The following is a 19,605-nucleotide window of genomic DNA, read 5'->3' on the forward strand; positions in this document are numbered from 1 at the left end:
GTCCGCGATCTCAGACCTGTGGGCCCTCGGTGCGCAGGTCGTCGACCTTGCGCATCGCCTCGCGGAGCTCGGCGAGCCACTGCTCGCTGTGCTGCCCCACGAGCTGGACGCACCAGGCGAGCGCGTCGGAGCGCGAGCGGGCGACGCCGGCGTCGACGAGGGTGTCGAGGACCTTGCGCTCGGGCTGGCGCAACCGGGTCATCACCGGAACGGCCAAGTGGGTGAACAGCACTCGACGCTCGCCGAGCGTGACACCCCACGCGACCTTCCGGCCGTAGCGGGCCTCGGCCTCGTCGGCGATGCGCATGCGGTCCGGCCGGGTGGTCTCCCGGAACCGCGCGATGCGCCCGTCGACGGACGCCGGGCCGGTGTCCTCGGGCGGGGGCAGTTCCCCGACGACCACGATCTCCTCGCGGTCGACCTCGATGTCGGCGGGGCCGGTGAACCAGTCGTCGGGCAGGCGTCCGGCGAACCACTCGGCGGCGTCGCTCGCATCGGGGACGTCGGCCTGTTGCCAGCCGCCCGGGCGTCCGAAGCGGGGTCCGTGCATGTGCGGATGGTGTCGCATGTCGTCCTCCTCGGGACGAAGTGCCAATATCACTGATTACAGTGTTACACCGCTTACGTGATTCGCGCCACAACGGTGCTTGCGGACGCGACGACCGCGGACACCGCGAGCGCGCCCGCGCCGACCCGGGCCGCGAGCCGCACGCCCCGCGCGATGTCCCCGGGTTCCGGGGCCGGGCCGTCGCCGAGGGTGCCGCGGTCCTCCACCACGCCGTGGTAGACGTTCACCCCGCCCAGAGTGACCCCGAGCGCACCCGCGAACGCCGCCTCGACCGGCCCGGCGTTCGGGCTCGGATGCCGGTGGGCGTCGCGGCGCCAGGCCGTCAGGGCCGCGCCGGGCCGCTCGCCCAGGCCCGCCGCGAGCAGCGCGGACAGCCGCGCCGGCGCCAGGTTGAGCAGGTCGTCGAACCGGGCGGACGCCCAGCCGAACCGCTCGTGCCGCGGCGTGCGGTGGCCGACGCGGGCGTCGAGGGTGTTCGCGGCCCGGTAGCCGAGCAGGCCCGCCGGCCCCGCCACCGCACCCCACAGCAGTGGGGCGACGACGGCGTCGGAGGTGTTCTCCGCCAGGGACTCGAGGGTGGCGCGGGCGACGCCGGCGGCGTCGAGGCGCGACGGGTCGCGCCCGACGAGGTGGGTGACCTGACGGCGCGCGGCGGGCAGATCCGCGCGGCGCAGCTGGCCGTCGATCGTCGTCGCCTCCCGCGCCAGCGACCGGCCGCCGAGCACGGTCCACGTCGCGGCCGCGGTCACCGCCGTGCGCACCAGCGGACGACGCCGGGTGAGCCGGTCCACGCCGTAGCCGAGGCCGGCCGCGCCGCCGACCAGCACCGCGGTGAACAGCGTCCCGGCCGCCCGGTGGTCCGCGTACAGCGCGCGCTCGGTGGTCCGGGCGATCCGGCCGAAGCCGCTCACCGGGTGGCCGCGACGGGGATCGCCGAACGCCTGATCGGCGAGGTAGCCGAGGACGAGGCCGGCGGCGCGCGGGTTCACGTCAGGTCCCGCCATGCCCCGAGCAACGCCTCGGTGGTCTGCGCATCGCGCACCGCGATGCGCACCCAGTCGGCGCCGAGGCCGGGGAAGCTGTCCCCGCGACGCACCGCGAAGCCCTTGCCCCGCAGGCGCTCCCGCGTCCCCACGGGGACGTGCGCCAGCACGAACGGTGCCGCCGACGGGCCGGTCACCTCGATGCCGAGCGCGGTCAGGCCGTCGACGAGGACGGCGCGGTCGGCCGCGACCTGCACGGCGATGCGCTCCGCCTCGACCGTGGCCGCCGGCGACGCGCACGCGATCATCGCCGCCGCCGCCGGTGTGGACACCGACCACGGTGGCTGGTGCGCGGCGAGCTCGGCGACGATCGACTCGTCGCCGAGCACGTACCCGGCGCGGATACCGGGTATCGCCCACGTCTTGGTGAGCGAGCGGACCACCACGACACCCGGAAGCGACACGCCGGCAAGCGATTCCGTTTCCCCCGGTACCGCATCCATGAACGCCTCGTCCACCACCAGCACCCGGCCGGGCCGCGCCAGGGCCCGCAGCGCGGCACCCGGGTGCAGCACGCCGGTCGGGTTCGTGGGGTTGCCGACGATCACGAGGTCGGCGTCGTCGGGCACCAGCGCCGGGTCGAGGACGAAGCCGTCCTCGCGGCGCAGCAGCACCCGGGTCACCTCGTGCCCGGCGGCGCGCAGCGCCGCCTCCGGCTCGGTGAACTGCGGGTGCACCACCGCCGGTCGCGCCCAGCGACGGGCACGGGCGACGAGGGTGAACGCCTCCGCGCCGCCGGCGGTGGGTAGCACCTCGAGCGGGTCGCGTCCGTGCCGGGCGGCCAGGGCGGCCCGCGCCGCGCGCGGGTCCGGATACCGATCCAGCTCGGCCAGCGACCCGGCCAGCGCGGCGTCGAGCCACTCCGGGCGCGGCCGGCGCGAGACGTTGACGGCCAGATCCACCAGTCCCGGCGTGGCCTCCCGGTCGCCGTGGTGCTGCAGGTCCGGTGCGGCGGCCCGGGTCGTGCGCGGCGGCGGGGGGACCGGCGTCGCGGCCCGCACCGCGTCGGCGAACCGCTGCGCCAGCGCCGGATGCCCGGCCCAGTGGGTGTGCAGGTAGGAGGCGTGCACGGTGGCGGACGCGAAGCCGTCGGGCCGCCCGCCCAGCAGCCACGCCGGCTCGTCGGTGGAATCGACCGTGGTTCGGTGGAATTCGTGTCCGGTCACCCGCGTGCCCGCCGGCGCGAGCAGGGTCTCGCGCGGCGCGACGGCCGTGCGGTAGCCGAGGGTCAGGCGCGGCGTCATCCGGGCGGCCGCGTCGATCGCGCCGATCATCGGCGCCCCGTCCACCTCGCGGCACAGGTACAACAGCCCGGCGCACTCGGCGACGGTGGGTGTGCCGGCCGTGATCGCGGCCCGGAGATGTTCGCGCAGAGCGGTGTTCGCGGCCAGATCTGCCGCGTGCACCTCGGGGAAGCCGCCGCCGAGATAGATCCCGGCCGTGCCGTCGGGCAGTCGTTCGTCGCGCAGCGGATCGAACACCACGGTGCGGCACCCGGCGGCGCGCAGCATCTCCTCGGTCTCGGCGTAACGGAACGTGAAGGCGCGGCCGCCGGCGATCGCGACGACCGGGCCGTCGTCGGCCGGTGCCCCCGGATCCCACGGGCTCGCAGGAAGATCCGGTGCGGCGCACGCGATCCGCATCACCTCGGCGAGATCGACCCGCGCGGCGATCTGTGCGGCCAGGCGATCGAGCTGGGCGGCGGCCTCGGCCCGCTCCTGTGCCGGCACCAGCCCGAGATGCCGCGACGGCGCCGAGATCCCGTCGTCGCGCTGCAGGACGCCGAGCACCGGGACGCCCGTCGCGGCCAGGGCCTCGGCCACCTCGTCGGAATGCCGCACCGAGCCGGCCTTGTTCAGGATCACCCCGGCGATGCGGACGCTGCGGTCGAACGTGGCCATCCCGTGCACCACGGCCGCGACGGAGCGGGAGGCGTGGGAGACGTCCACGACGAGGATCACCGGGGCACCGAGGACGGCGGCCGTGTGGGCGGTGGAGGCGAACCCGTCGGTGCCGAGCATCCCGTCGTACAGGCCCATCACGCCCTCGACGATCGCGACGTCGGCACCGCGGGCGCCGTGCGCGAGCAGCGGTGCGAGCAGGTCGGTGCCGACGAGATGGGCGTCCAGGTTGCGGCCGGGCCGGCCCGTCGCGAGGGCGTGGTAGCCCGGGTCGATGTAGTCCGGGCCGACCTTGTGTCCCGACACGGTGTGCCCGGCCGCCCGCAGGGCCGCCATGAGGCCCGTCGCGACCGTGGTCTTCCCGTGTCCGGAGGCCGGCGCGGCCACCACCAGCCGGGGCAGCGGTGTCATGCGGTCACCACGCCGTCACCCGCGAGTGTCACCACGCCGTCACCCGCGAGTGTCACCACGCCGTCACCCGCGAGTGTCACCACGCCGTCACCCGCGAGTGTCACCACTCGATGCCCCTCTGGCCCTTCTGGCCCGCATCCATCGGGTGCTTGATCTTCGTCATCTCGGTGACGAGATCCGCGGCCTCGATCAGCGCCGGATGCGCCCGGCGGCCGGTGATCACGACGTGCTGGTGGCCGGGGCGCGTCCGCAGGGTCTGCACCACCTCGTCGGCGTCGATCCATCCCCAGCCGATGGGGTAGGTGAACTCGTCGAGCACGTACAGCCCGTGCTGCTCGGCGGCGAGCCGGCGCTGGATCTCCCGCCACCCGGCGAGCGCCGCGGCGGCATGGTCCTCCTCGGTGCCGTCCTTGCGCGACCACGACCACCCGGAGCCCATCTTGTGCCACTCGATCGGGCCCCCGGTGCCGCGTTCGGTGTGCAGGTCGCCGAGGGTCTCGAAGGCGGTCTGCTCGCCGAGGCGCCACTTGGCGGACTTGACGAATTGGAACACCGCGACGGACCAGCCCTGGTTCCAGCCGCGCAGTGCGAGACCGAACGCGGCGGTCGACTTGCCCTTGCCGTCGCCGGTGTGGACCATCAGCAGCGGCCGGTTGCGGCGCTGGCGGGTGGTGAGGCCGTCGTCCGGCACGGCGGTCGGTTGTCCCTTCGGCATCAGGCGGCCCTTCCTCGCACGACGGTGGTGAGCGCGTCGGCGTGGACCTCACCGACGGGGACGTGTTCGGCGCCGAGCCGCTCGGCGAGCCGGGCCGCGAGGCCCATGCGGAACCGGCCGGTCTCGGAGTCCACGACGACCGCGTCGATCCCGGCGGCGGCGAGCCGGTCGGCGGCCGCGAGGGACCGGGCCACCGCGTCCGGCCCGGCGGTGGCGCGGCCGTCGGTGACGACGACGAGCAGGGCCCGCCGGTCGGGTTCGCGCAGCCGGTGCCGCCGGATCGTCTCGGCCGCCTCGAGCAGTCCCTCGGCGAGCGGGGTGCGCCCGCCCGCCGGCAGCTCCCGCAGCCGCGTCGCGGCCACGTCCACCGAGTTGGTCGGCGGCAGCACGAGCGTGGCGCGATCCCCGCGGAAGGTCACCAGGCCCACCGTGTCGCGACGCCGGTAGGCGTCGAGCAGCAGCGACAGGATCGCCGTCTTCACCTGCGTCATCCGCTGCCGCGCCGCCATCGAGCCGGAGGCGTCGACGCACAGCAGCACCAGGTTGGCCTCGCGGCCCTCGACGACCTTCCGCCGCACCTGCCACCCGTGCGTGGTTTCGGTAGTCCCCGCTACCGGAACCACGCACGGGTGGGTGGCGGTGGCGCGGATGGTGGCGGGCAGATGGATCGGGCCGGTGTCGCCGCGACGCTCGCCGACGGTCCGGCCGACCGTGGTGCGGGCGCGGGAGCGGCGGCCCGCGGCACCGCGGCCGGTGCGGTCGGCCGTGAACAGGCGGGTCCGGTAGGGCTCGGCGGGGGCCGCGACGGACGTCGCCGCACCGGAGCCCTGCCCCCGGTCGTCCCGGCCCGGCGTCGCCTCGCCGGCGCCGGGGCCGTCCGGACCGGAATCGTCGGGACCGGAATCGTCGGGGCCGTCCGGATCGGGCTCGGGCGGCTGCTCGCCGAGCAGCTCGTCGAGCAGCGACTCGTCCATGCCGGGCTCGTCGAACGGATTGCGGCGACGACGGTGCGGCAACGCCAGCCGCGCCGCCACCGCGATGTCCGCCCGCGTCACCTCGTCGCGGCCCACCCACGCCGCATGCGCGACGGCGGTCTTCGCGGTGACCAGGTCGGCGCGCATCCCGTCGACGTCGAACGCCGCGCACACCTCCGCGATCGCGACGAGCGCGTCGTCGTCGAGCCGCACCTGCGGCAGCCGGTCGCGGGCCTGCGCCAACCGCCGCGTCAGCGCCGCCTCGGCGTCGGCCCACCGCGCGACGAACGCGTCCGGGTCGGCGTCGAACGCCAGGCGCCGCCGCACGATCTCCGCCCGCACCTGCGGATCGCGGGGCGCGGCCACCTCGACGGTGAGGCCGAAGCGGTCGAGCAGCTGCGGCCGCAGCTCACCCTCCTCCGGGTTCATCGTGCCGACCAGCACGAACCGGGCGGCGTGCGAGACCGACACCCCGTCGCGCTCGACGGAGCAGCGGCCCATCGCGGCGGCGTCGAGCAACAGGTCCACGAGGTGGTCGTGCAGCAGATTGACCTCGTCGACGTAGAGCACCCCGCGGTGCGCCCGGGCGAGCAGGCCGGGCTCGTACTCGGCGGTGCCCGCCGACAGCGCCTTCTGCAGGTGCAGGGAGCCGGTGACGCGGTCCTCGGTGGCACCGACCGGCAGTTCCACCAGCCGCGCCGGACGGGTCTGCGCCGCCGCACCGCCCGGGTGCGGCCCGTCGGGGCACGCCGGGTCGGGGGCGGCGGGATCGCACGCGAAGCGGCAGCCGGTGACCTCGGTGACCTGCGGCAACAGCGCGGCCTGGGCGCGCACGGTGGTCGACTTGGCGGTGCCCTTCTCGCCGCGCACGAGCACCCCGCCGATCGACGGCGAGACCGCGCACAGGGACAGGGCCAGCGCCAGGTCGTCGGAGCCGACGACGGCACTGAACGGATACACGTGCACTCGAACCTCCACAGGCTCCCGCTGGGATGTCTTCTCGGCAGCTGAAATCGAGGCCGGTATTCGGACTTCCCGGTCGAACGCCGTGCGATCGCCTTCCCGGACCGGTCGGTCCAGTGGCTGCGCGTGTTGCGCGTGATCGACAGCTCCCGGGTCACCGCAGCGGGCCTGTGCCGGATTCGCACCGGCTTCCCGATTATCCCCGTGAGGGGCACCTCGATTGTCTTGCCGCCGCCGAGTCTAACCGCACCGGCTAGGGTTCGACGCCATGGGTTCACAGATCACCGTCGTCGGCATGGGCGCCGACGGCTGGGACGGCCTGCCGCCGCCCGCTCGCGACGCGGTGCTCGGCGCGCAGGTCCTGCTGGGCGGGCGCCGTCACCTGGCGCTGCTGCCCGAGACCGGCGCCGTCCGGGAGCCGTGGCCCTCCCCGCTGCGCGACGGGCTCGGCGCGCTGCTCGAGCGCCATCGTGACCGGCGGATCGTCGCGGTCGCCTCGGGTGACCCCCTCGTCTCCGGCATCGGCTCCACGCTGATCGCCCACCTCGGCGCTGCCGCGGTGACGGTGCTGCCCGCGGTGTCGTCGGTGGCCCTGGCCCGCGCGCGGATGGGGTGGAGCGCCGAGTCGGTGGACGTGGTGACGCTGGTGGGCCGCGACGTGCACGCCGTCCGCCGCGCATTCGGGCGGGGCCGGCGGCTGATCGTGCTCTCCTCCGACGGCGGCACGCCCGCGCAGGTCGCGGACCTGCTGCGCCGCGACGGCTTCGGGGCGAGTGTGCTGACGGTGCTCTCCGACCTCGGTGCCCCCGCCGAGGCCCGCCGCAGCGCCACCGCCGACGAGTGGTCCGGCGACGCCCCCGCCCTCAACGTTGTCTGCGTCGAATGCCGGGGCGCGGAGGGCTATTCCACCGCGCCGGGCCTGCCCGACGACGCGTTCGAGCACGACGGGCAGATCTCCAAGCGCCCGATCCGGCTCGCCGCGGTGTGCGCGCTCGCGCCCCGGCCGGGGCAGTTGCTGTGGGACGTCGGCGCCGGCGCCGGTTCGGTGGGGATCGAATGGGCGCGCACCGATCCGCGCTGCCGCGCCGTCGCGATCGAGCGCGACGAGGGGCGTGCGGAGCGGATCGTGCGCAACGCCGCGCGGCTCGGCGTCCCGTCGGTCGCGGTGGTGCGCGGCCCCGCCCCGGCGGCGCTCGACGGCCTCGACACCCCCGACGCCGTCTTCGTCGGCGGCGGCGGATCGATTCCCGGTGTGCTCGAAAAGTGCTGGGAGGAACTGCGTCCGGGAGGGCGGCTGGTCGCGCACGCGGTGACGCTCGAGACCGAGGCGACGCTGGTGCAGTGGTGGAAGACCCACGGCGGGGAGCTGACCCGGCTGACCGTGGAGCAGGCCGCACCCCTCGGCGGGTTCAGTGGCTGGCAGGCGCTGCGCCCGGTGGTGCAGTGGCAGGTGACGAAAGGCGAGAAATGACAGTGCACTTCGTGGGATCCGGGCCGGGTGCGGCCGACCTGCTGACGCTGCGGGCGGCGCGGCTGCTGAGCAAGGCACCGGTGGTGCTCTATGCCGGCACCTACCTCGACGCCGAGGTGCTCGCGCACTGCCGGCCCGACACGGAACTCGTCGACACCCAGCACCTGGACCTCGACGAGATCACCGCGCACCTGGTGGACGCGCACCGGCGCGGCCTCGACGTCGTCCGGTTGTGTTCCGGTGACCCGTCGCTGTATTCGGCCCTGACCGAGCAGACGCGCCGGCTCGACGCGGCCGGGGTGCCCTGGGACGTGACCCCTGGCGTGCCGGCCTACGCGGCCGCCGCCGCGACCCTCGGCGCGGAGCTGACCGTGCCCGAACTGGTGCAGACCGTGGTCCTCACCCGTACCCGGGCACGATCCACGGCGATGCCCGACACCGAGTCCCTGGCGCGCGTCGCGGGACTGCGCGCCAGCCTGGTGCTGCACCTGGCGATCACCCGCATCCGCGCCCTCGCCGAGGAACTGAGCGGCGAGTACGGCGCCGACTGCCCGGCCGCGGTGGTGGCGTTCGCGTCCCGCCCGAACGAGCTGGTGCTGCGCGGCACCCTCGCCGACATCGCAGACCGGGCCGAGGCGGCGGGACTGAAGCACACCGCGGTGATCGTCGTCGGCCGGGCCCTGGGCGTGCGGGCGCAGCCGGACGTCGCGTGCTCGCATCTCTACGACCCGGCGCGGGATCGCACGGAATTCACGCGCTGACCCGGAATCCGCGCCCGCCGCGGCGGGCGCGGATTCCGGGTCAGCGCACGGATGTCAGGAGTCGGTGCGTACTGACCGCGCCGTCCACACCGCGCCGGCGTCGGTGACCGTGGTCCCGGACGATCCCACGATGAGCAGGCACTTCATGTCGATCGTGGCCGGGTCGAGCTTCTCGAGCGTGGTCACCTCGAGCGACTCGCCGGAGCGGCCGACGTCGCGGCCGACTACGACGACGGTGTCGGCCGGCCGGTGCCGCAGCAGCACGGCCTGGGCCTGCGCGACCTGCGTGGTCCGCGACCGCGACGCCGGGTTGTACAGACCCAGCACCAGGTCCGCCTGCGCGACGGCCGCGAGCCGCCGCTCGATCACCTCCCACGGCTTGAGCCGGTCGGACAGGCTCATCACGGCGAAGTCCCCGCCGATCGGGGCGCCCGCCCGCGCGGCCACCGCCTGGATCGCCGACACCCCGGGTAGCACGCGCACCGGCAGCTCGGCGAACCGCGGATCCTGCGCGGCCTCGAACACGGCCGACGCCATCCCGAACACCCCGGCGTCGCCGCCCGAGACGACGGCCACCCGTTCTCCGGACAGCGCCAGCTCGAGCGCGAACCGGGCCCGGTCCACCTCGACGGTGTTCCCGCTCGCGTGCCGCCGCTGGCCCGGGCGGACCGGCACGCGGTCGACGTAGGGCCCGTAGCCGACGATGTGGTCGGCGGACGCCAGCGCGGCGGCGGCCTCGGGGGTGAGCCACTTCTCGTCCGCGGGGCCGAGACCGACGACGAGGAGCTCCCGGGCAGCGACCGCCTCGGGAGCATCGGCGACGACGGGCCGGGACCGGTCGGTGATGTCCCGGTTGCGCGGCGCCCGGTCGCCGGGGGTGAGGATCACCGAGAAGTACGGCACCGCGTCGGCGTCGACCTCGGCGACGGGGACGATGCGCTGCCCGCCCATCGACGCGCGCTCGACGTACACCGCGTCGTCGAGCCGGCCCGCCTGGGCGAGCGCGCTGCGGACCGCGGGGAAGGTACGGCCCAGCTTCATGATCGCGGCGCCGTCCGTGTCGGCGAGACGGCGCGCCAGCTCCGGCTCGGGCAGCGTGCCGGGCAGCACCGTGAGCACGTCGGTGCGCCGCACCAGCGGTTCCGCCGCGGCCGCGGCGGCCGCGGACACCGACGTCACGCCCGGAACCACCTCGGTCGCATAGCGATCCGCGAGCCGGTCGTGCAGATACATGTAGGAGCCGTAGAACAGCGGATCGCCCTCGCACAGCACGACGACGGTGCGGCCGGCGTCGAGGTGGGCGGCCAGGCGCGCCGCGCACTCGTCGTAGAAGTCGGCGATGGCGCCGTCGTAGCCGCCGGGATGGTCGGTGGTGCCGGTGGTGACCGGGTAGATCAACGCCTCCTCGATCACCCCCTCCCGGATCAGCTCGGCCGCAATGCCCCTCGCGATGGAGCGGCCGTGGGTGCCCGAGTGGTAGGCGATCACGTCGGCCTGCTCGATCAGCCGAGCCGCCTTGCGGGTGATCAGCTCGGGATCGCCGGGGCCGAGCCCCACGCCGTAGAACCGTCCGGTGTCGTTCACTCCGCCTCCTGGGCCAGGGCATTGATCGCGGACGACGCCATCGCCGAACCCCCGCGGCGCCCCCGCACCACCAGGTAGGGGAGCTGCAGCGGATGCGCGGCGAGCGCCTCCTTGGACTCGGCGGCGCCGATGAACCCGACCGGCACCCCGACGATCGCGGCGGGCCGGGGGCCGCCGGCGTCGATCAGCTCGAGCAGGTGGAACAGCGCGGTGGGGGCGTTGCCGATCGCGACGACCGCGCCGTCGAGCCGGTCCTCCCACAGCGAGACCGCCGCGGCCGAGCGGGTGGTGCCCCACGCCGCCGCGAGGTCCGGCACCCGCGGGTCGCGCAGAAGGCACAGCACCTCGTTGTCCGCGGGTAGCCGCGTGCGCGTCACCCCGGACGCGACCATGTGGGCGTCGGTGAGGATCGGCGCGCCCGCCCGCAGCGCCCCGCGCGCCGCCGACACCAGGTCCGGATGGATCGCGAGGTCGCGGGTCAGGTCGGTCTGGCCGCACGCGTGCACCATCCGCACCGCCACCTTCTCGGCGTCGGCGGGGATCGCGGACAGGTCCGTCTCGGCACGGATCGTCGCGAACGACCGGACGTAGATGTCGGCGCCGTCGGTGACGTAGTCGTAGCGCCGGGGTGGGGGAGTGGGCGTCATGGGCGGGTCCTCGCGAACAGGAGGGTATGTGGGAAATTCGGGGCGCCACAGGATCGTTCGCATCCCACGACGTGGAGGTGCCCGGCCGGGGGCGCGCCGGCGACGGCACGCCGGGCCGCGGAACGGGTGTCGCCCTCGGCGAGGCTACACCCCGGCGCGCCGGCGCACGCGGTGGTGCGGGTCCACGGCGACGCACCGTCGAGCACGAACCCGGCGTCGCGCAGCGGCTGCGGATCGGGTTCGCCGGCGAGGACGAGGCCGCGCCACGGCGTGACGATCACCTCCGACTCGGGCAGCGCCGCCACCATCGCCGGCGAGAGGATGCCCAGCGGGACCAGCGCCGAGACCGCTCCCGGCAGGGGGCCGTACGGCATCGTGTACCGGGCGGCCGGCGGCAGCGGCGCGCCGCCCCCGAGCTCGGCCCCCGCCTCGGGCAGCTGGTGCACGTGCCAGCGGGTGCCGCGCACCGCCGCGAACCGTCGCGCCAGGTCGATCAGCGTGTCGACGACCCGGTCGGCCGGGACCACCGGACCGCAGAGCCGGCCGATCGCGATCTCGAACGACCCCGAGTCGGCGGCCACCGCGGCGAGGTCGCAGCGCAGGGCCGCGACGTCGCCGCGACCGTCGTCGAGGCCGAACAGGAACCGGCCCGGCAGCTGCGCGAGCACGGGTTCGGCGCACAGGGCGGCGTCGAGCGCGCCGATCAGCGGACGGAGGTCGGCGCGTCCTCCGACGATCCCGGACAGCGGCGAGGCGACGACGTTGCGGACCCGTTCGTGCGACGGTGCCGGCAGGAACCCGGCCGCCGCCACCGCGTCGACGAGGCCGGCCGGCACACCGCCGCACTCGTCCACCGTGACGCCCCTGAGCTGCAGGTTTCCGCGCGAGGTGAGGTGGATATCGCCGTCCGCGAAGGCGGTCGACGCCGCCGACAGCGCCCGCAGTCCACCGTCCGGGAGCCTGCCGCCGGGCGCGCGCAGCCGCACCAGCGCGCCGTCGGCGGCGAGGTGGGGGCGCAGCAGACCGGGGCACCGGTCCGGGGGAAGGTCGGCCATGGGGGCACATGGTTGCACACGACGAGGAAGCGGTGCGTTACGCTCCACCTGCCGTGGTGCTCGGGAAGCCGGTGTGAGACCGGCGCGGCCCTCGCCACTGTGAGCGGGTAGGTGCTCGCCCTCGTCCGGACCGGTCCGCCGGTCCGGAGACCACTGGACGGAAGTCCGGGAAGGTCGGCGCGGCAGCGATGATCCGTCAGCCAGGAGACCGGCCACGGCGCGGGAAGTCCACGAGGGTTTGGAGACTGAACATGGCTGATTTCGTGCTGCGCAGGGGCGATCGGGAACTGCGCGGGGCCCGGTCGTGACGCGGCTCGCGCTGCTGTCCACGTCGGACACCGACCTGCTGTCGGCGCTGAGCTCGGACGCCGAGTACGCGCTGGGCAACCCGTCGCGCCTCGACGTCGGGACCGAGCTTCCCCGCCTCCTCGACGGCGCCGACCTGGTGATCGTCCGCATCCTGGGCTCCGTCCGGTCCTGGCAGAACGGTATCGACGCGGTCCTGGCGCACGGCGCACCCGTCGTCGTGCTCGGCGGCGAGCAGCTGCCCGACGCCGAGCTGATGAGCCACTCGACCGTCCCCGTCGGCATCGCCACCGAGGCGCACGCCTACCTCGCGCAGGGCGGGCCCGCGAACCTCGCCCAGCTGCATGCCTTCCTGTCCGACACCGTCCTGCTCACCGGCGAGGGCTTCGAGCCGCCGGCCGCGCTGCCCGCGTGGGGCTGCCACGCGCCCGCCGCGACCGATCCCGGCCTGCCGCGGGTGGGCATCCTCTACTACCGCGCCCACGAGACCAGCGGAAACACCCGTTTCGTCCGCGATCTCGCGCAGGCGGTCGACGCCACCGGCCGCGCCGTGGCCGTGCCGATCTTCTGCTCCACGCTGCGCGGTGCCCCCGCGGACCTGCTGGCCGAGCTCGGCACCCTCGACGCCCTGATCGTCACGGTCCTCGCCGCCGGCGGCACCCGCCCCGCCACCGTCTCCGCCGGCGGCGACGACGATGCCTGGGACGTCGAAGCGCTCGCCGCCCTGGATGTCCCGATCCTGCAGGCGCTGTGCCTGACCTGGGGACGCGACGCGTGGGCCGACTCCGACGAGGGTGTCTCCCCGCTCGATTCCGCGACGCAGATCGCCGTCCCCGAGTTCGACGGCCGCATCATCACCGTGCCGTTCTCGTTCAAGGAATTCGGCGCCGACGGCCTGCCCCGCTACGTCACCGACCCCGAACGCTGCCGCCGCGTCGCCGGCATCGCCGTCGCGCACGCCCGCCTGCGGCGCATCCCGCCCGCACGGCGGCGCCTGGCGATCATGCTCTCGGCGTATCCGACGAAGCACTCCCGGGTCGGCAACGCGGTCGGCCTGGACACCCCGGTGTCCGCGATCCGGCTGCTGCGCGCGCTGCGGGAGCGCGGCTACGACCTCGGTGACGGCTTCCCGGGCCTCGACACCGCGGACGACGCCGAGGCGGGCAACGCGCTGATCCATGCCCTGATCGCCGCGGGCGGGCAGGACGAGGAATGGCTCAGCGCCGAGCAGATGGCGGGCAACCCGGTCCGGGTGAGCGCGGCGCAGTACCGCGAGTGGACGGCGGACCTGCCCGCGGAACTGACCGACGCGATGACCGAGGCGTGGGGCGCGGCTCCCGGCGAGCTGTTCGTGGACCGGCAGTCCGCTCCCGAGGGCGAGATCGTCCTGGCCACCCTGCAGGCCGGCAACGTGGTGCTGATGATCCAGCCGCCCCGGGGGTTCGGGGAGAACCCCGTGGCGATCTACCACGATCCGGACATGGCGCCGTCGCACCACTACCTCGCCGCGTACCGGTGGGTGGAGAACGGCTTCGGCGCCGACGCCGTCGTCCACCTCGGCAAGCACGGCTCGATGGAGTGGCTGCCCGGCAAGAACGCCGGCCTGTCCGCGGCCTGCGCGACCGACGCCGCCATCGGCAATCTCCCGCTGATCTATCCGTTCCTGGTCAACGACCCGGGGGAGGGGGCCCAGGCGAAGCGCCGCGCCCACGCCACCATCGTCGACCACCTCATCCCGCCGATGGCGCGCGCCGAGTCGTACGGCGACATCGCCCGTCTCGAGCAGTTGCTCGACGAGTACTCGAACATCGCGGCGATGGACCCGGCCAAGCTGCCGGCGATCCGCGCCCAGATCTGGACGCTGATCCAGGCCGCCAAGCTCGACCACGACCTCGGGCTCGAGGACCGCCCGCACGACGCCGAGTTCGACGACTTCCTGCTGCACGTCGACGGCTGGCTGTGCGAGGTGAAGGACGCGCAGATCCGCGACGGCCTGCACGTGCTCGGCACGGCACCCGTCGGCGAGGCCCGCGTGAACCTGGTGCTGTCGGTGCTGCGGGCCGCCCAGGTGTGGGGCGGGCGGGCCCACGCCGTGCCCGGTCTGCGCACCGCCCTCGGCCTGAAGCCGGACGCGCCGCTCACCGAGACCGACGCGGTCGAGGCGCAGGCCCGGGCACTGGTGCAGGGCATGGAGGACGCCGGCTGGCAGGCCGGCAGCGCCGCCACGGTCGTGCAGTCCGTGCTGGGCGGGGCGGACCCGGAGGTCGAGCGGGTGCTCGCCTTCGCCGCCGAGCAGGTCGTGCCGCGCCTGGCACGCACCACCGACGAGCTCGACGCGGTGCTGCACGCCCTCGACGGCGGCTACGTGCCCGCCGGCCCGTCCGGATCGCCGCTGCGCGGCCTGGTCAACGTGCTGCCCACCGGCCGCAACTTCTACACCGTCGACCCGAAGGCGGTGCCGAGCCGGCTCGCCTACGACACGGGCGTGGCGCTCGCGAACAACCTGCTCGACCGGTACCGCGACGACACCGGCGGCTATCCGCCCTCGGTCGGCCTGTCGGTGTGGGGGACCTCCGCGATGCGCACCTCCGGCGACGACATCGCCGAGGTCCTCGCCCTGATCGGCATGCGCCCGGAATGGGACGCCGAGTCCCGGCGGGTGCGCGAGCTGACTGTGATCCCGCTCGACGAGCTCGGCCGGCCGCGCATCGACGTCACCGTCCGCATCTCCGGGTTCTTCCGCGACGCCTTCCCGCACGTCGTCGCGATGCTCGACGACGCGATCCGCACCGTCGCGGCCCTCGACGAACCCGACGAGCTGAACTACGTGCGCGCGCACGCCCGCCGCGACGAGGCCGAGCACGGCGACCCCGAGCGCGCGGTGCGCCGCATCTTCGGGTCCAGGCCCGGCTCCTACGGCGCCGGCATCCTGCCGCTCATCGACTCCGGAAACTGGCGCAGCGACGCCGATCTCGCCGAGGTGTACACCGCGTGGGGCGGTTTCGCGTACGGGCGGCACCTGCACGGCGTCCCGGCCGCGGACGACATGCGCGCCAACTACCGGAGGATCGCGGTGGCGGCGAAGAACACCGACACCCGCGAGCACGACATCGCCGACTCGGACGACTACTTCCAGTACCACGGCGGCATGGTCGCCACCGTCCGGGCGCTCACCGGTGCCGACCCGAAGGCCTACATCGGCGACTCGACCACCCCCGACCAGGTCCGCACCCGCTCGCTGGCGGAGGAGACCGCCCGTGTGTTCCGGGCCCGGGTCGTCAACCCGCGCTGGCTCGCGGCGATGCGCCGGCACGGCTACAAGGGCGCGTTCGAGCTCGCCGCCACCGTCGACTACCTGTTCGGCTACGACGCCACCGCCGGGGTCGTCGCCGACTGGATGTACGAAACCCTCGCCCGCACCTACGCCCTCGACTCCGAGAACCAGCGGTTCCTGCGCGAGGCCAACCCGTGGGCGCTGCGCGGCATCGTCGAACGGCTCACCGAGGCCGCCGACCGCGGCCTGTGGGCCGAACCGGATCCGGCGACGCTCGCGGAACTGCAGCAGGCCTACCTCGATGTGGAGGGCGACCTCGAGGACCGCGCGTGAGGAGGCGGCTGCGGCTGATCGGGATCGGGCCGGGCGGGCCCGACGACCTCACCGTGGCCGCGGTCCGGGCGCTGAACGACGTCGACGTCTTCCTCGTCGCCGACAAGCAGCGCGGCGTCGACGACCTCGTCGCCGTGCGGGAGGAGATCTGCCGTCGCCACATCGCCGGCGACTACCGGACGATCCCGGTGCCGGACCCGCCGCGGGACCGCGCGCCGTCCGCCTACGGCACCGAGGTGCGGGACTGGCACGCCGCCCGGGCCGCCGCGTACGAGACGGTGCTGCGCGAGCAGGTCGCCGAGCACGAGACCGCCGGATTCCTCGTGTGGGGCGATCCGAGCCTGTACGACAGCACGATTCGCGTCGTCGAGCGCATCCGTGACCGGGGCGTGCTCGACGTCGACTACGACGTGATCCCCGGGGTGAGCAGCGTGTCGCTGCTCGCGGCGCGGCACCGGCTGGTGCTCAACCGGATCGGCGGCCCGATCGTCGTCACCACGGGCCGCCGGCTCGCGCAGGAGGTGGCGGCCGGCGGTGACAACCTCGTCGTCATGCTCGACGGTGCGCTGGAATGCGCCCGGCTCGAAGGTGATTGGCGCATCTGGTGGGGCGCCGACCTCGGCACGTCCGACGAGGAACTCGTCGCCGGCCCGCTGCGGGAGGTGCTGCCGGACATCGAGCGGGCCCGCGCCCGCGCGAAGGCCGCGCGCGGCTGGGTGATGGACACCTACCTGCTACGTCGCGCGGACGGCGACGGCGTCGTCTCCTGACCGCACGCCGAGGAATGCGCCGACCCGGTGCGGCCGATTCGGCGGGGAAATGTACGCCGCGTCCCCCCCGGCGCGCAGGGGATCCGTGCACACGGGACATCCGCGCGCCGAGGAACGGCGCGCGGATGCCCCGTCAGAGCACGGGCGTGGTCACCGGATGCGGGTGCCGGTCCGTGGGGGAGCGGCTGAGCACGACGGGCAGCCACTGCGAGGTCAGCGCCACCATGCCGAGCCAGGACAGCACCATCCCGGCGCCGGGGGCGTGCGGGGTCTCGACCGGCATGCCGTTCTGCGACCAGTAGCCGAGCAGCCCGAACAGGGACGCCAGTCCGGAGCCGAGCATCGACGCCGACGCGAGCCGCCAGCGGTGCGTGCACAGCGCCGCGGTGGACGACACCACGCCGAACACCAGGGCGAGGCTCACGAAGATCCGCATCGGCACCGTCGTCGTGGCGTCGTGCCCGAACCACGTGCCGAGCACCGTCCACGACCATTCCGTATCCGACTGCGGCAGAAGCAGACCCAGCACCACCGCGACGATGCAGGCGACGAGGACACGGTGCCGCCGGCCGGCGTCGAACTCGCCGGCGACCTTTCGTTCGATGCGGGCGAACTCCTTACGGTACGCGGACAGATCGTCGCTCACCGGCACTCCTCGTCGATCGGCACACGAGGGACCATTATGCGCGCCCCCGCATGCGCCACCCGACGGCGGTGTCGACGACGAGGAACGCCAGCAGGCTCAGCCCGAGCACCGGGGCGAACCAGCCCACGACCGCGGCCGCGACGCCGATCGCGACCGCCGGACCTGCGCCGATGCGGCGCAGCGCGCCGCGTGCCGGGGCCCGGCCGACGGCCCACGCCGACCCTCGCGTGGGCCGTCGCCGCCACCACATCACGTAGCCGCGCAGCACGACCGTGATCAACGCCACCGCCAGCAGCGCCAGGGCGACCTGCGTGACGAGCCCGAACATGATGCCCATGTGGAGAGTGATCGACCACCACGTCAGCTGCGCGGCGAGCGGCCAGTCCGCGAACCGCGACACGTCGACGACCTCGCCGGTCGCGCCGTCGACGGCGACCGAGTCGATGCCGTACACCCAGGGCTGGCGGGTTTCGGCGACGGTGAACGCGGTGCCGGGGCGCGCCGGGATCGAGGCCTCGACGACCCCGGTCAGTCCCGCGGCGGCGGCCGTGTCCAGCACCGAGTCGATCCGGGCGATGTTCGCGTCGAGCAGTCCCGGGTCGGCGGCGTGCCCGGCGTGGCCGCCGTGCCCCTCGTGGCCCGTCGCGGCCGCGGCGCCGCCCCCGGTCAGGGTCGCGTCGACGGTCGGCGTCTTCCAGTGCAGCGCGGCCCGCAGCTCGGCGATGTTGTCGCCGGCGAACCGGGACCAGGTCAGGCCGGTCGCGGACAGGAACACCAGGCCCACCGCGATCCACACGCCCACCACGCCGTGCCAGCCGAGGGTGCGGGACCGGCCGGTGGCGGTGCGGTCGACGGTGAGCAGGCGTGCCTGGGCGTGGCGGGCACGCACCGTGCGGTAGCGGCGCACCCACAGGTACACGCCGCCGAGCGCGATCACCCACATCCAGGACGCGGCCAGCTCGCTGTAGAGGCGGCCGGGCTCGCCGAGATGCAGGTGCCGGTGCAGCTGCGAGATCCAGGTCCGGACCGGCAGCGCGCTGCTGCTGCCGTAGACGGCCAGCTCACCGAGCGGCCGCGCGGTGACCGGGTCGACGAAGACGGCGAGCCGCTGCGACTCGCCGAGGCTCGGGTCGGCGAACAGGACCCGGGTGGTCTCGCCGGGGGCCGCGGCCGGCCGCACCGCGGTGACGGTGAGATCGGGGCGCTGTCCGGCGGCCACCCGGATCTGCTCCGCCACCGGCACGGCCGGACCGGTGGCGTCGGTGTGCAGCTGGTCGCGGTAGACGAGCTGCTCGATCGTCGGGGCCAGGGCGTAGAGGCCGCCGCTGACCGCGGCGATCAGGATGAACGGGGCGACGAGGATGCCGGCGTAGAAGTGCAGCCGCAGCATCAGCGGGCGCAGCGCGGGCGCCGCGGAACGGTCCGGGCCGGAACGGGGTGGGACGGGACGATCCGTCCCGAGGTCGGTCGTGGACATGCGAATGCTCGTTTCGATCGTCGGTGGCGACGGCAGCGCGCAGCGCCGTATCGAGGGGCGGCGCACCGCGCCGGGCGTCGGCACACGGGGAAGGCCGCCGCGGCGTACGGGCCACGGCGGAACGGGATCGGGTCAGGCGGTGCGGGGCGGACCCCGGGTGCCGGCCTGCGCGGAAACGAGCACCCGCAGCACGAGACGTGCCCGGTGCGACGGCGTGGCCACCCACAGCGGCGCATGCGCCGGGGGCGGGGTGAGCACCGCGGCGACGATGCGCCGCAACACGCCGAGCGCCGCGGCACAGCCCTGCTCGGCCGCCCGGATCAGGGCGGCGGAGACGACGAGGGCCGCGGCGTGGGCGCCGAGCATCGCGGGCGAGAGCCCGGGGCCGTGGGCGTGCTCGGCGGTGAGGGTGAGGACGGTATGACCGACGATCTGTCCCGCCCCCAGGGTGAGCACCAGGGCGGGCAGCAGCCGGGACGGCCGGATGGCGGACACCGCGGCGCCGAACGCGGCGCAGGCGGCGATCAGCAGCACCACCGACGACTGGGACGGAATTTCGCCGCCCGCCAGGCCGTGGGCCGCGACGGAGACCGCGGCGGAGGTCGAACCCACGAACGCGCCACGCATCGGCGCGGACGTCTGCGGGCGTGGATTCACGGTTGGGCACACTACCCGTCGTGACGACGGACCGGGCCGGCCCGGGGTG

The 19,605-nt window shown here is 74.7% G+C and carries 15 protein-coding genes and 2 riboswitches; of the genes, 4 read left to right on the forward strand and 11 right to left on the reverse strand.

Features of this window, described 5'->3' with window-relative positions:
- Positions 1-10: 10 nt before the first annotated feature.
- The 5 genes from OCS65_RS08245 to OCS65_RS08265 form a co-directional block, all read right to left on the reverse strand.
- Positions 11-568, reverse strand: a complete 558-nt coding sequence (locus OCS65_RS08245; RefSeq protein ID WP_006945398.1) for a hypothetical protein — start codon at positions 566-568, stop codon at positions 11-13.
- Positions 569-621: 53 nt separating this feature from the next.
- Positions 622-1,572 carry a cobalamin biosynthesis protein gene (locus OCS65_RS08250; RefSeq protein WP_203330040.1) on the reverse strand — a complete coding sequence of 317 codons (951 nt, stop codon included), beginning with the start codon at positions 1,570-1,572 and terminating at the stop codon, positions 622-624.
- Entirely contained in the window at positions 1,554-3,923 is a 2,370-nt protein-coding gene (locus OCS65_RS08255; RefSeq protein WP_029545400.1) for a bifunctional hydrogenobyrinic acid a,c-diamide synthase/histidinol phosphate aminotransferase CobBC, read from the reverse strand. The genes OCS65_RS08250 and OCS65_RS08255 overlap by 19 nt, the downstream gene beginning before the upstream one ends.
- Positions 3,924-4,023: 100 nt before the next feature.
- Positions 4,024-4,638 (reverse strand): cob(I)yrinic acid a,c-diamide adenosyltransferase, encoded by a 615-nt coding sequence (gene cobO / locus OCS65_RS08260; protein ID WP_006945402.1) that lies wholly within the window; start codon positions 4,636-4,638, stop codon positions 4,024-4,026.
- Positions 4,638-6,578: a magnesium chelatase subunit D family protein gene (locus tag OCS65_RS08265; protein WP_029545398.1), complete on the reverse strand. Its 1,941-nt coding sequence runs from the start codon at positions 6,576-6,578 to the stop codon at positions 4,638-4,640. The genes cobO and OCS65_RS08265 overlap by 1 nt, the downstream gene beginning before the upstream one ends.
- Before the next feature lie 34 nt (positions 6,579-6,612).
- Positions 6,613-6,804, reverse strand: a riboswitch (cobalamin riboswitch).
- Positions 6,805-6,843: 39 nt separating this feature from the next.
- On the opposite strand from OCS65_RS08265, the gene cbiE reads away from it, so the two are divergent.
- Complete coding sequence (cbiE, locus tag OCS65_RS08270) at positions 6,844-8,046, forward strand: precorrin-6y C5,15-methyltransferase (decarboxylating) subunit CbiE (RefSeq protein ID WP_168579963.1); 1,203 nt, start codon at positions 6,844-6,846, stop codon at positions 8,044-8,046.
- Positions 8,043-8,807: a cobalt-precorrin-4/precorrin-4 C(11)-methyltransferase gene (locus OCS65_RS08275; protein ID WP_251549564.1), complete on the forward strand. Its 765-nt coding sequence runs from the start codon at positions 8,043-8,045 to the stop codon at positions 8,805-8,807. The genes cbiE and OCS65_RS08275 overlap by 4 nt, the downstream gene beginning before the upstream one ends.
- 54 nt (positions 8,808-8,861) lie before the next feature.
- Here OCS65_RS08275 and OCS65_RS08280 read toward each other — a convergent pair whose 3' ends face one another.
- Genes OCS65_RS08280 through OCS65_RS08290 form a run of 3 tightly spaced genes read right to left on the reverse strand, consistent with a single transcriptional unit; the run spans position 8,862 to position 12,093 of the window.
- Entirely contained in the window at positions 8,862-10,391 is a 1,530-nt protein-coding gene (locus OCS65_RS08280) for a precorrin-2 C(20)-methyltransferase (RefSeq protein ID WP_065922248.1), read from the reverse strand.
- Positions 10,388-11,038: a precorrin-8X methylmutase gene (locus OCS65_RS08285; RefSeq protein WP_006945411.1), complete on the reverse strand. Its 651-nt coding sequence runs from the start codon at positions 11,036-11,038 to the stop codon at positions 10,388-10,390. Before OCS65_RS08285 ends, OCS65_RS08280 begins: the two co-directional genes overlap by 4 nt.
- On the reverse strand, positions 11,035-12,093 hold the full coding sequence (locus tag OCS65_RS08290) for a cobalamin biosynthesis protein CobG (RefSeq protein ID WP_065922249.1): 1,059 nt from the start codon (positions 12,091-12,093) through the stop codon (positions 11,035-11,037). The genes OCS65_RS08285 and OCS65_RS08290 overlap by 4 nt, the downstream gene beginning before the upstream one ends.
- 37 nt (positions 12,094-12,130) lie before the next feature.
- A riboswitch (cobalamin riboswitch) is annotated at positions 12,131-12,324 on the forward strand.
- A 73-nt stretch (positions 12,325-12,397) separates the two neighbouring features.
- Here OCS65_RS08290 and cobN point away from each other — a divergent pair.
- Together cobN and cobF are read left to right on the forward strand one after the other, a co-directional pair.
- Positions 12,398-16,006 (forward strand): cobaltochelatase subunit CobN, encoded by a 3,609-nt coding sequence (gene cobN, locus OCS65_RS08295; protein WP_263509394.1) that lies wholly within the window; start codon positions 12,398-12,400, stop codon positions 16,004-16,006.
- Positions 16,003-16,776, forward strand: a complete 774-nt coding sequence (gene cobF / locus OCS65_RS08300; protein WP_006945429.1) for a precorrin-6A synthase (deacetylating) — start codon at positions 16,003-16,005, stop codon at positions 16,774-16,776. Before cobN ends, cobF begins: the two co-directional genes overlap by 4 nt.
- Before the next feature lie 133 nt (positions 16,777-16,909).
- Here cobF and OCS65_RS08305 read toward each other — a convergent pair whose 3' ends face one another.
- The 3 genes from OCS65_RS08305 to OCS65_RS08315 form a co-directional block, all read right to left on the reverse strand.
- Complete coding sequence (locus tag OCS65_RS08305) at positions 16,910-17,422, reverse strand: Rv2732c family membrane protein (RefSeq protein ID WP_006945430.1); 513 nt, start codon at positions 17,420-17,422, stop codon at positions 16,910-16,912.
- A 34-nt stretch (positions 17,423-17,456) separates the two neighbouring features.
- On the reverse strand, positions 17,457-18,899 hold the full coding sequence (locus OCS65_RS08310; protein WP_102800155.1) for a PepSY-associated TM helix domain-containing protein: 1,443 nt from the start codon (positions 18,897-18,899) through the stop codon (positions 17,457-17,459).
- 132 nt (positions 18,900-19,031) lie between these two features.
- A complete protein-coding gene (locus OCS65_RS08315) occupies positions 19,032-19,556 on the reverse strand; it encodes a hypothetical protein (RefSeq protein ID WP_029545392.1) in 525 nt (174 codons plus the stop codon).
- Positions 19,557-19,605: the final 49 nt, after the last annotated feature.

The sequence above is a fragment of the Rhodococcus aetherivorans genome, from assembly GCF_025722975.1.
Classification (GTDB): domain Bacteria; phylum Actinomycetota; class Actinomycetes; order Mycobacteriales; family Mycobacteriaceae; genus Rhodococcus; species Rhodococcus aetherivorans.

Excerpts from the sequence above, each read along its gene's own strand:
- OCS65_RS08245 (WP_006945398.1), bottom strand. The coding sequence starts at position 568 with ATGCGACACCATCCGCACATGCACGGACCCCGCTTCGGACGCCCGGGC.
- OCS65_RS08250 (WP_203330040.1), bottom strand. The coding sequence starts at position 1,572 with ATGGCGGGACCTGACGTGAACCCGCGCGCCGCCGGCCTCGTCCTCGGC.
- OCS65_RS08255 (WP_029545400.1), bottom strand. The coding sequence starts at position 3,923 with ATGACACCGCTGCCCCGGCTGGTGGTGGCCGCGCCGGCCTCCGGACAC.
- cobO (WP_006945402.1), bottom strand. The coding sequence starts at position 4,638 with ATGCCGAAGGGACAACCGACCGCCGTGCCGGACGACGGCCTCACCACC.
- cbiE (WP_168579963.1), top strand. The coding sequence starts at position 6,844 with ATGGGTTCACAGATCACCGTCGTCGGCATGGGCGCCGACGGCTGGGAC.
- OCS65_RS08275 (WP_251549564.1), top strand. The coding sequence starts at position 8,043 with ATGACAGTGCACTTCGTGGGATCCGGGCCGGGTGCGGCCGACCTGCTG.
- OCS65_RS08285 (WP_006945411.1), bottom strand. The coding sequence starts at position 11,038 with ATGACGCCCACTCCCCCACCCCGGCGCTACGACTACGTCACCGACGGC.
- OCS65_RS08290 (WP_065922249.1), bottom strand. The coding sequence starts at position 12,093 with ATGGCCGACCTTCCCCCGGACCGGTGCCCCGGTCTGCTGCGCCCCCAC.
- OCS65_RS08310 (WP_102800155.1), bottom strand. The coding sequence starts at position 18,899 with ATGTCCACGACCGACCTCGGGACGGATCGTCCCGTCCCACCCCGTTCC.